The sequence below is a fragment of the Psychrobacter sp. Cmf 22.2 genome (assembly GCF_001921745.1).
In the GTDB taxonomy this organism is placed as follows: Bacteria; Pseudomonadota; Gammaproteobacteria; order Pseudomonadales; family Moraxellaceae; genus Psychrobacter.
Map to the genome: position 1 here is coordinate 153,795 of NZ_MRYA01000007.1, position 11,377 is coordinate 165,171.

General features: G+C 40.4%; 12 protein-coding genes. 10 read left to right on the forward strand and 2 right to left on the reverse strand.

Annotated elements, in window-relative coordinates:
- The first annotated feature begins 29 nt into the window (after positions 1-29).
- Positions 30-629 carry a hypothetical protein gene (locus tag BTV98_RS11720; RefSeq protein ID WP_227511827.1) on the forward strand — a complete coding sequence of 200 codons (600 nt, stop codon included), beginning with the start codon at positions 30-32 and terminating at the stop codon, positions 627-629.
- Between the two features lie 81 nt (positions 630-710).
- Positions 711-1,016, forward strand: coding sequence for a hypothetical protein (locus BTV98_RS11725; RefSeq protein ID WP_058369968.1), 306 nt, complete (start codon positions 711-713; stop codon positions 1,014-1,016).
- 127 nt (positions 1,017-1,143) lie between these two features.
- On the opposite strand, the gene BTV98_RS11730 is transcribed toward BTV98_RS11725, so the two are convergent.
- Positions 1,144-1,584: a YkvA family protein gene (locus tag BTV98_RS11730; protein WP_075103658.1), complete on the reverse strand. Its 441-nt coding sequence runs from the start codon at positions 1,582-1,584 to the stop codon at positions 1,144-1,146.
- A gap of 261 nt (positions 1,585-1,845) precedes the next feature.
- On the opposite strand from BTV98_RS11730, the gene BTV98_RS11735 reads away from it, so the two are divergent.
- Entirely contained in the window at positions 1,846-3,114 is a 1,269-nt protein-coding gene (locus BTV98_RS11735) for an LD-carboxypeptidase (protein WP_058369737.1), read from the forward strand.
- Between the two features lie 567 nt (positions 3,115-3,681).
- Positions 3,682-4,032, forward strand: a complete 351-nt coding sequence (locus tag BTV98_RS11740) for a hypothetical protein (protein ID WP_058369731.1) — start codon at positions 3,682-3,684, stop codon at positions 4,030-4,032.
- Between the two features lie 443 nt (positions 4,033-4,475).
- Here the strand turns inward: BTV98_RS11740 and BTV98_RS11745 are convergent, their stop codons facing one another.
- The gene (locus BTV98_RS11745) at positions 4,476-5,588 is read right to left on the reverse strand and encodes a hypothetical protein (RefSeq protein ID WP_075103659.1); all 1,113 of its coding nucleotides are present in this window, start codon (positions 5,586-5,588) and stop codon (positions 4,476-4,478) included.
- 414 nt (positions 5,589-6,002) lie between these two features.
- Between BTV98_RS11745 and BTV98_RS11750 the strand changes: the two genes are divergently transcribed.
- The 6 genes from BTV98_RS11750 to BTV98_RS11775 all read left to right on the forward strand — a co-directional run bounded on the left by BTV98_RS11750 (position 6,003) and on the right by BTV98_RS11775 (position 11,063).
- Entirely contained in the window at positions 6,003-6,941 is a 939-nt protein-coding gene (locus tag BTV98_RS11750; RefSeq protein WP_075103660.1) for an inovirus-type Gp2 protein, read from the forward strand.
- A gap of 118 nt (positions 6,942-7,059) precedes the next feature.
- A complete protein-coding gene (locus BTV98_RS11755; RefSeq protein ID WP_075103661.1) occupies positions 7,060-7,341 on the forward strand; it encodes a hypothetical protein in 282 nt (93 codons plus the stop codon).
- Positions 7,342-7,397: 56 nt separating this feature from the next.
- A complete protein-coding gene (locus tag BTV98_RS11760) occupies positions 7,398-8,390 on the forward strand; it encodes a DUF932 domain-containing protein (protein ID WP_075103662.1) in 993 nt (330 codons plus the stop codon).
- A 214-nt stretch (positions 8,391-8,604) separates the two neighbouring features.
- Entirely contained in the window at positions 8,605-9,615 is a 1,011-nt protein-coding gene (locus BTV98_RS11765; protein WP_256713907.1) for a YqaJ viral recombinase family protein, read from the forward strand.
- A 109-nt stretch (positions 9,616-9,724) separates the two neighbouring features.
- A complete protein-coding gene (locus BTV98_RS11770) occupies positions 9,725-10,642 on the forward strand; it encodes a hydrolase or metal-binding protein (RefSeq protein WP_075103664.1) in 918 nt (305 codons plus the stop codon).
- Between the two features lie 169 nt (positions 10,643-10,811).
- Complete coding sequence (locus BTV98_RS11775) at positions 10,812-11,063, forward strand: AlpA family transcriptional regulator (RefSeq protein ID WP_075103665.1); 252 nt, start codon at positions 10,812-10,814, stop codon at positions 11,061-11,063.
- Positions 11,064-11,377: the final 314 nt, after the last annotated feature.

The window sequence follows — 11,377 nt, forward strand, 5'->3', positions numbered from 1 at the left end:
CACAGCTTTTCAGTTGAAACTGAATGCACATGCCTCAGTCCCTTTTAACGCAGGATGACATTATCATGCTCAAGCGCTCAGACGTTATTTGCAAAAGACTTACCTTGTTAGTGGTTAGCGGTATCACTTGTAGTGCGCTATTGCTAGCAGGTTGTAATGATAGCAGTACGACCGTGGTGAAAGATGCGGCAAAGACCGAAACGGATTTATCTATATTTGAAGGCTGCTATACCGTCAGCAGTGATGAGCCTGCCCAGATTAAGGTCAGTCAGCAACAAGGCAGATGGGTTATGCAGATGAAGGAGCCTGCAACTGCCAAGCGTGTCTGGGATACTGCTGAACCGTTAGAAGAGCTTGATAATAGTGAGATACCTAAGTTTTTCTCCATTGATCCTGACAATGTCGATGCAGTTATTGGACGTCCTGATAGAGTGTTGGTCATGGCACATGTCAAACCTGTTTATGCCAATATCGATCCATTACTTGATAGTGAGTATTTGTCCTACATCTATAAGGGCGCAAATACGATTTATCGGGTAGAGTGTGATGAGGTCAATACTGATATTTTAGCCAATCCCCATGCCGATATTGTCATCGATAACGTTGGGCCGAGTACTAAAAGTCTTTGATAGCAAACAGTATTTATTATAGGTTTGTTGGACAGTAATATAATATGTTCTGCCAGTTATTTAGTAATAGAGTCAGATAATATGAATTTTTTAAGTTATGTCGTTTTGGGCGGTTTGTCTTATGCCGCTGGTTGGGCGATACGTATATATATACTTGGTAAACAACCTAAGCCTGCGCAGCCCTATGGTTTAAAACATCCTGTCATCTTAGGGTATCTGGGCGCGTTTTTTATTATTATGCTTATTGTCTCTTGGTTGATTGGACGCTATCTACTTGGTCACGTCACGATTGACTTACCCTTTATCATTATTAACAGTCTGGTTGCGACATTCGTATACTCATTTGGTCTCAACCCAGAAAACGCCAATTATGAGGTACCTGATTGATGGTTAGTGATCACTCACTAATGTTGGTTTACTAGCTTTAAACTTAATGCACATAAAACACGGTCAGTGATGAACTCATTGACCGTGTTTTTATGATTAAAGATACCATTTATCACTATTTTAATAATTAGGATTTTTTCTTAGCTTTTGCATTTTTGTCTTTATTATCAGACGTTTTATCTTCAGACTTTGCACCATCTTTAGACATTGATTGCTCGCTTTTCCAAGCTTTATATTTGTTCAAGTCTTTCTCCATCAGTCTTAAGCAAAACCCAATTACCAAGGCATCATCAACTTGACCAATAAAAGGTATAAAATCTGGAATAATATCAATAGGGTTTAAGACGTATAACAATCCAACCACTGCTGCTGAAATAGTTTTATAAGGTATATTGCGATAGTTACCTTGGTAATAATCTTTTACCAAGCTCATCAGTAGCATCAAGTCTTTAGCATAACGCTCAAGACCGCGATCCTTGTCGACTTGTTTCTTTATGCTGTCTTCTTTACTTAAGATGAGTTTAATATTGTCTAAAAGCGACTTATTATCTTTTTCTTTATCAGCCATACTAGCGTTCCTATTATTATTGATGAATTATTTCTTACTATTTACTATAACAAGAGTAATGGTAAGTACCAAACATGGTTGTTTAACGATTTGTTGTCGTTGTAATAAGCAATGGTTATAGGGTTATGCAACCATTGTCGCTATTAAAGCTGCCAAACCGCGATATTTATATAAAGTTAATGTTAAAAACGTTGATAATTAAATCATTATTCTAAAACCATTATTCTAAAATAAGTTTTGAGGTAACAGCTTAGTATGCTTATGACAAATCCAACTCTTTTACAGCAAGCTGATATAACCACCGTAGCCAATAAGGAGCTTAGTCGTCGCCAATTCTTACGTCGACTAGGCGTGAGTACAGGTGCTGGACTACTTGCAACTCAAGGTATCGCTCAAGGCTTAACGATTAAAGCTGCAGACAAAACGAGTGATCAAAATAGCAGTATGCAGCTGACCAAAGATGATCTGCCGACGGCGTTGCCAGAGGGTAATCAGTCAATAGCGTCCAAATTACATTGCATCAATTCTACTATTGAGACGCGTCTATTTGCTAGCTCCAACGTTGGCGGTAATCATGAGCGCAACCAGTTGGCGTTAGAGCGCTTGGCTTGCGCAGGTTTTGATGTGCAGAATCCTGCTATCACCGAACGACAATATTTGCGCTTTGCGGGAACGGACAGGCAGCGAGCTAGTGATCTACAAAACATTGCGACTGGGGCGATTGATGCACCTAAACTGCTCATGGGTGTACGCGGTGGCTATGGCGCAATGCGTCTGCTGCCATTGATTGACTGGCAAACGCTGGGACGAATTATGAGAGAGCAGGGTACGATACTAACAGGCTTTAGTGATGTCACTGCTATTCAATGTGCACTGCTGGCGAAAGGGCAAATGAGCTCGCTCGCTGGCCCCATGCTCTATAGTGAATTTGGTAAAGCAACTCCTGATGAGGTTAGTTGTCGGCAGTTTGCAGAAGCGCTTACTAATCCTAATTTAAGCATTAATGTTCAAAACGCCGATTTGACCAGTAAGCAGTTACCAGCGATTCTAGCGACTGATAAGACTCAAGCACTCACAGGAACGATTTGGGGCGGTAATTTGAGCGTGGTATCAGCGCTGGCAGGTAGCGAGTACTTGCCGCGTATTAAAGGCGGTATTGTATTCTTAGAAGATGTGGGGGAACAGGCTTATCGTATTGAGCGCATGCTCTATGATTTGTATTTGGCAGGGGTGTTCCAAAATCAGCAAGCAATCGTGTTTGGCTCATTGTCTGGTGCAGGTGAAGATAGCTACGATAAGCGTTATGATGTGGCGATGGTCATACGCCAATTGCATAAACTGACTGGACTACCTATCTATAATGGCATGAGCTTTGGGCATATCAGTAAAAAATATAGCTTTCCACTGGGTGTGACTTGTCAAATTACGCCAGCGAGCAATCAAGCAGGCGGCTATACACTAAGCTTTAGTGATTATCCGATAATTGATAAAAGCGCTGTTAATCTTGAAGGGTTGTGGCAAGTCATATAGATTGATCGGAAGTTTTTCGATCATCAGATTAACATTTGCCTTACAGAAGGCATCGCTCATATCTGTCAAGATTAATCATCAATTATTCTCTTATTACAAGGATTTATGATGATGTCAAACGCCAAAAAAACAAATCTTTCAGCCTTTTCTGTTCATTACAATGCTACTTGCAGCTGTGAAAAATGTGGTTGTACCAGTCCATCAACCTGCAAAAAATGCAACATGTGCGAAAAATGCTGCCAGTGTAATTAAGCTTGATGAGCAATAGTAGCGAGTGAGAACGCAGATTCGATTGTTACTAAAAGTAATAAGTGCTCAACAAGCGTATGCAACTGCCTTAACTCTATGAGTCGGGCGGTTTATTTTTTCTACTTAATAAAGATAACTATATAAGTTGCAAGATCATTTAGGGCGAGTAAAAAGACAATAAGCACACCTAGCGGTTTTTGTTAAACGATTAATGAAAACAAACAAAAATGATTGGTTAGTAATAGCAGATAATATTTAAATGACATATAAGATAGTACTTACCTTGAATTGATGGATATTATAATAAGGAATATTAAAATGAAAAATTCAGTATTGAATAGAACCTTTCAAAATAAGCTATGGGTGGCAGTATTAGTAAGTCTTATCGGACTGAGCGCTTGTAGTAATGAAACAGAAGAAAAGGCTGATACCAATAATACAGAGACGAGTGAAATGACGCCAGTACAGACAGATAGCGACACTGAAGCTAGTGTTAATACTTCCACAGATGAAGCAGAAAGTGCAGACAGTACAGATGATGACGCAGGGGGTACAGCATACTATTCTGGTGTAGACAGCGTGGAAAATGAGCAAAAGGCTGACGATACGGCTACTGTAAACGAAAATAACTCGAACTTAGATAAAACAGCAGCGGAAGGTCTACAGTAACAACTGAATGATATATAGCTTTGTCTATTGTCTTTATTAAAAGTAAGACCGCTAGCTATTTATCGCATCGGTTTACTGTGTATTTATATGTAGGTAATGTACACCAATGCACGGATTGGGCTAGATAAGGCAGGACAGTATAAGACGCCAGATACAACAAAGCCCCTGATATCAGGGGCTTTAGCTGTTCTATAAGATAGTATAGGACTATGTAATGGTACCCGGAGCCGGAACGGTGATACTTTAATAAGTATTTGATATATATGAATAAATTTTTAAAAATATAAATTAGTACACTTGTGAGTATACTTAAGACTTGGTTTTCAGTTTTATAATTTAATAGTAACTAAATATTATAGTTTGAAAAGTTTTTAGTATAACACAAGCCGTAAACTTAATATTGTAAAGCACAAGCTGTTGATAGACTTGCAACAAGTATAAAGTCAGCCTGAAGCATCGTCCTTATCTAATGTATCATTATTACCTACAATGAGCTTATCATACATTTGCTCTATCGACTTATTAACCAACTGATTCGCTGTAAAACTACTAAAAGCCCTCAGTGCCTCTAATTTGGGTAGATTTGGCTTATATATTTTTATATAGCCCTTTTTAACTTCGTTTTCAGTATCAGTCTGCTTCCGACCATCCCATGCTTTTTTCATGCTAGATAATACGTAAGCTCTAAGCGAAAAGCCTTTTTTGTTTTTGGTGCCTATGGATGGATCATTTATGTTAGATAGTACATCTAGACTTGCAAGGATAAGCTCATATTTTTCCTGAGTATTTTCTGGAAAAAATATCCCCTTCAGTATGATATGTTCACGACCTTTTCCGCATAGATATTTGTAACTCCAGTCAATCATTTGATCATTTTTAGGGTCTATCCAGTCAAAATTTTCTGTGCGATTTTTCAAGTATATAGATTTAACACTCTCTATATATGCTGTTCTTCTGTCTCCCTTTTCCTGCACTATTAATGAATAATTAGGAAGGTTTTTCCTATATTCTTTAATAAATATATGAATCTCATAGCGCAAGATGTCAGCTACTGACTGAATCAGCTCTTGCCTACCTTTGTAAGTTTTATTAACTATTAAGTGGTTAATGAGATGGGCTAAAAATAAGGAACAGCGTAGATCGTTTTTAAACCAATCCAAGTATGTCTCTGGCAATATATGATCGATTTTGTATCTAACAAGATTGTTAAATTCTTCTAAAGGGCTGTCGCTACATTTTAAATGGAAAATAAGTTGGTTTGCATAATCATCACCATCAAACGATATATTTTCCCAACTTCTGCCTTGTAAGTAGTTCTTGATATAGAGTAGTGATTTTGCGTCACTCTCTCCAATCTTGGACAATCCTTTGTAAAAATCTTCTGTGGTTCTTTTATGGTTTTTGACGTCTCTTATATATTCATCAGCTACAAATCTCACCAATTTAGAGTAAATATATTGTCCTGTGGCCTGATCAAAAACAGGATTAGGATTGTCAACAAATACTGGCTGCGCAGGATACACGTTGTGTGTCTGGTTTGATAATACTGTATTCATGATATTTTCTTCCCTGAAAATAGCTAGTTTAAATCTAGATTATTTGCGGTATAAGCTTAGAAATTACTTGGGAAAAATCTAGTAAATTTCTAGCATAAATATGCTACATCCATTGATAATATTAGACATTATATAAATATAACATAAATGGTACTCTTCTTATAGTACATATTAATAAAAAGCGTAACTCTATCCTTTTGTTATCTGCTGCTATAGCGAGATATTTTTATTATTGTTTATATATATATCCAACCCTGACGGGTTATTTTTTGTTGTGCTTAATGGGTTATTTATATTATATAAGAACATTGATTGCCAATTCTTATGTTTATCATAAAAAATTAAAGACCGTATTAAATAATATTTTACTTATCAAGCTAACTATATGAACCAAAAACTCATATAGGATTTGTAATGAATAACTATTATCAAACAGAGGGTAATATACTGACAGATGTTGATAAATTTGTAATGGTGATTTTGCTTAGCAAAGTAGATAATGCTCAATTGGCTTTAGTATTAAACTACCTATACCCAGCCATGATGCATCACTATAATCATGAGCTTGAGTACACGGAAACAGTAAAATGGTTTGTGGCTGTCGGACAGCTATTAAAAGGTGAGTACTATCCTGGGGAGGTAATATGGGATCAGCAATCAGTTGATGCATTTATCTACGAAATGCAAAAGTATCGACCTGAATACGATTTGAGCCGTACTGCTTTTTTACTACAAGAAACTCGTAATACTGACTCTTTTTATAAATACTCAACAAGCTTATTCGCACACCACTCACGCTTACTTGTGGTCAGAGTGGATTTACAGTATAAAATCGAATACAGGAGTGATATTAGTGTTTGGGATTTTGATGAGCACATGACAGCGCTACGAGAACGTATGAGTAATAAAAAGGGCTGTTTTAAGGGACTTGAAGGATTTGTTTGGTCACTTGAGCAAGGATATAAGCAAACTGGAAGTCACGACAATAAAGGTAGCTTGCATTGTCATCTAGCACTCTTGTACAACGGCGCTAAAAAAGATAATGGTTATTACTGTGGTCGTAGTGTTGGTGAGAAATGGGTATCTATGACAGACGGACAAGGCAGTTACTTCAATTGCAATGATCCAAAATATTTCAATGTATTTAAAATGAAAGGTACACTTGGTGTTGGAATGACACATAGGAATGATTCTGACAAAGTTCAAAATACCATTAATGCATTATCATATCTCACCACGAAAAAAGACAAGTATGAACAACGTCTCAAAGCCAAGATCCCTAATATGCGTACCTTCGGTCATGGCACCTACCGTACAAAGAAGCGTCGTGGATTACCACCCATAACAAACTAATTTCAAATACATACTACATTCATGAGATCGAGCATTAGCGTCTTAATGCTCATCCTTACCAACTCATTAAAGGCCTGCCTCGTGCAGGTCTTTTTTATGCGCGCAATAAGGAGCCCTTATGAAACCCCTATGTCCACGCTGTCAGTCGTCCGCTGTTTATGTGATGACTGATAGTACTAACCAGCAGCTTGTGGATGAGCCGTTATCACCCGCTGCACTGATCGGTCTTGGTATCAGTCTATGCAAATCATTCAAAGTCCATTCTATGATCGGTGTGATTGCAGGTACTGCGATTGCAGCCGTCATCGAGCTTGCAGAGCCTCATAGCGCTTTACCGATGCTGATCAATAAGCAGCATCGCTGCGATGACTGTACGCACGTTTTTTCAACCATCAATTAATGAATCATCGCATTACTTAATGCTTATAAACAATTAAACCTAAAAGGAAATGAATCATGGCACATTTAATCGAAAATATGGCTTATGTCGGTGACACCCCTTGGCACGGTCTCGGCAGTCAGCTACCAAAGAATCAACCTATCGAGGTATGGGCTAAAGAGGCTGGTATGGATTGGCGTATCGAATCGTCTGATGTCAGCTACATGGCAAGCAATGAAAAAGGGCAAAGCCTAATTATGCCGTTTGACAGCAATAAAGTGTTGTATCGCTCAGATAACCTAGAGCCCTTATCGGTGGTCAGTCAACGCTATCAAGAAGTACAGCCCCGTGAGATTCTAGAGTTCTATCGTGATCTTACTGAGCAGTCTGACTTTGAGCTTGAGACCGCAGGGGTGCTAAAAGGTGGTCGCAAGATGTGGGCACTCGCTCGTACAGGTCAGTCTATGACTCTCAAAGGCGGTGATGTCAGTAACGGCTATCTACTCTTAGCAACTGCTTGTGACGGCACGCTTGCGACTACAGCACAATTTACCAATATCCGTGTGGTGTGTAATAACACGCTAGCCATTAGCCTCGCTGACGGCAGTGGTGGCGTGGTAAAAGTACCGCATAGCACCTCCTTTGATGCGGACAAGGTCAAGCAGCAATTAGGCGTTTCTGTTCAGCAGTGGAATGAACACATGTATGAGATGAAGCAGTTAACCCAGCGCCGTGTAACCCAAGCAGAAGCCGCCAATTACCTGAATCGTGTCTTCAACGATCAGGACAACGACATCATTCTGTTTAACAGCGCTAAGAAAGAAAAGGATGCGGTGCCCAATGCCCGTGCCATGAATCAGGTGATGAACATGTTTAACGGTCAAGGTCGCGGTGCAGATTTGGATTCAGCGCGTGATACCGCTTATGGGCTGCTGTCGGCAATGACAGAGTTTGTTGACCATGAGCGCCGAGCGATGTCGACAGACCATAGGCTTGATTCCGCATGGTTCGGTGCAGGCGCTAAGCTGAAAGATAAAAGCTTAGAGGCAGCCTTTGCACTGATTGCCTAAAGACGCTTAGTACACGCAACGATTAAACCACGCTCGAAAGCGTGGTTTTTTTATGCCGTTTGTTTCTCATTAATCAGTAAACAACTAAAAACCAATAACCAATTTAACGAAGGAATTTACCATGAACATGATCGCATTAAATACCAACACTCAGCCAAGACAGGCTAAGCGCACTACTGTGAAGCGTAAATCAGCAGTGGTGAAAACCAAGCATATGGATACCACTGACAAACCTGCTCAAGTAAGCACGTCAACCACGGCTAAGCGTTTGGTTAATACCAAAGACTTAAGCCGTGAGGACTGGCTACAAGTACGCAGACAAGGCATTGGCAGCTCTGATGCCGCTGCCGCTTGTGGTATCCACCCATACCTATCCATGCTTGAGCTGTGGATGATTAAGACAGGACGCATGAGCTCAGACATCGATGAGAGCATCGAGGGGTATTCCCCACTGTATTGGGGCAATACCCTAGAGCCGATGGTGGCTAAGTACTATCAAGAACATACTGGTAATAAAGTCAGGCGCGTAAACGCCATCTTGCAGCACCCTGATCCTGACAAGCACTTTATGCTGGCTAATTTAGACTATGCCATTACTGGTAGTGACGAGGTGCAGGTACTCGAGTGTAAAACCGCGGGAGAACATGGTGCTAAATTATGGAAGCAAGGCGTACCGTTATATGTCACTTGCCAAGTCCAGCATCAGCTAGCGGTCACTGGCAAAACTGCAGCGCATATCTGTGTGCTGCTTTGCGGTCATGAGGCGAAGATTTATAAAGTTGAGCGTGACGAGCGCTTGATTGAGTCCATCATGGAGCATGAAAGGTTATTCTGGCAATACGTGGAAACCGACACGCCACCAATCCCTGATCATAGTGAATCCGCAGCTCGAGCACTAAAACAGCTTTATCCCAAACCTGAGCCTAACAGAAAAATTGACTTTAAAGATGATACTGGCGCTAACAAGCTATTTGAGCAATTGCTGAGCTACCGTGATTACATGCAAGAGTTAGAGCAGCGTCATGATCAGGTAAAGCATCAGCTACAAAGCCTGATCAAAGACCATGAGGTGGCGGTTTTCGATAAAGGGGCTATCTCGTGGAAACGATCCAAGGACAGCGTAAGCTTAGATACCAAGGCGGTGATCAAAGCCCATCCTGAGCTACTCACTCAGTTCAGTAAAACCCGTCAGGGTAGTCGTCGTTTTGTTGTCTTAAACGATTAACCTGCTATCTATTCTAATCAACACACACAAACCAAATCTAGCGCATAACCGCCCACCTATCAAAGGTGGGCTTTTTTATGGCTAACTAAAACATATAAGGAATATCACCATGATTAAAGGTCTCACCATAACCCCACCAGTATTAGGTCGTATCAGCATTGGACGTGTCATTGTAAAAGATGGCAAGCGTCTGCCTGCCAAAGACGATCAATTTACCATCACCAGCCAAGTCCAAAATAAAGACGGATGGATCAATCATCCACTAGACGAAAAACTACGCGCAAATAATGACGGTAAGCTCAGACAAATACCCGTGCGTATGCTGTTTAATGATCCGACACTAAATCTGCGAGCTGAGTACACACTGTTTGATCGGCAAACGGGCAGACCGCTATGTGTGGGTGACGGTGAGCAGTGTCAGCGCCGAACCAATAATGGCGTTGAGCAACTGCCGTGTCCATCACCTGATCGCTGTCCATTAGCGCAAGGCGGTGCTTGTAAACCTTACGGTAGGCTCTACGTCAATCTGTCTGAGGACGATGAGCTGGGCACGTTTATCTTTCGCACGACTGGCTTTAATAGTATTCGCACACTGGCAGCAAGACTCAGCTACTTTGCTGCAGTATCCGGCAATAAGCTGTCGTGTTTACCACTACAATTAACCCTAAGAGGTAAAAGCACAACGCAAAGCTATCGCACGCCAATTTACTTTGTCGATTTGACCTTGCGTGATGGGGTGACGCTGAAAGATGCGGTATCTAACGCGCAAGCTATTGATACGGAGCTTAGCGAACACGGCTTTGATCAAGCTGCGTTAGAAGCAGCAGCGAAGCTTGGCTATGTCAGCTCAGCCTTTGAGATTGATAGTGATGAGGCATTTGCAGTCGTGGAAGAGTTTTATCCAGTCGAGACAGGCGATTCTGGTCAACATCAAGGTGAGCATGAGCCCTTAAATCATGGCTTAGCCAATAATGACGTGACTAGCATTGAGCAGGGGCTACGGCAAAGCGTGACGGCGGTGAGCTAGTAAAGCTAACACACGCACACGGCATAAAAAGGAGCTGTTACATGCAGCTCCTTTTTTTATTAGCTGCGTCAAAAGCTAACTGTCGGACAGCATGGGATGCAGTAAAAAATTATAGGACTCGGTAAGTATATGAGGGGAAACGCTCTCATACACTTATAAGGAGCAAATCATGGAAAATTTGAATACAACACAGCCAGTAGTCGAGCAATGCAACCATATACCGCAGCTACTGAGTATCAAAGATGTTGGTCATTATACCGGTCTTAGTCGCTCTACGATCTACGAGATGGTCAATGAAAAATCTGATCGTTACGACCCAACATTCCCTAAGAAGGTACAACTGACACAGGTAAGGGTAGTATGGGTAGCAAGCGAGATTGCAGAGTGGATTAATACTAAGATTGCTATGCGCTCAGTTTAACCTTATCGAGCCGCCTTAACTCTAAGAAAGTAAGGCGGTTTATTTTTTTTGTGATTATCTATTTATTAACTAAAAGTAAATTTAAGACCATTAAGTTTTGTCAAATATTTAGCTGATTTAACACTAGTAACAGCTATCAATATCTGAGTATAATAATTTTTATTTTAAACTACAAAAGTAAGCTATTTATGAGATTTATTCTACTAGAAGTAGAGTTTTATAAATTAATGGAGTAAGTATAGTCACTGCACTACAAAAGAGTTATGTTTTGGATGAATATCATAAAACAATTTAGATAAGTCATTTTCCATCCA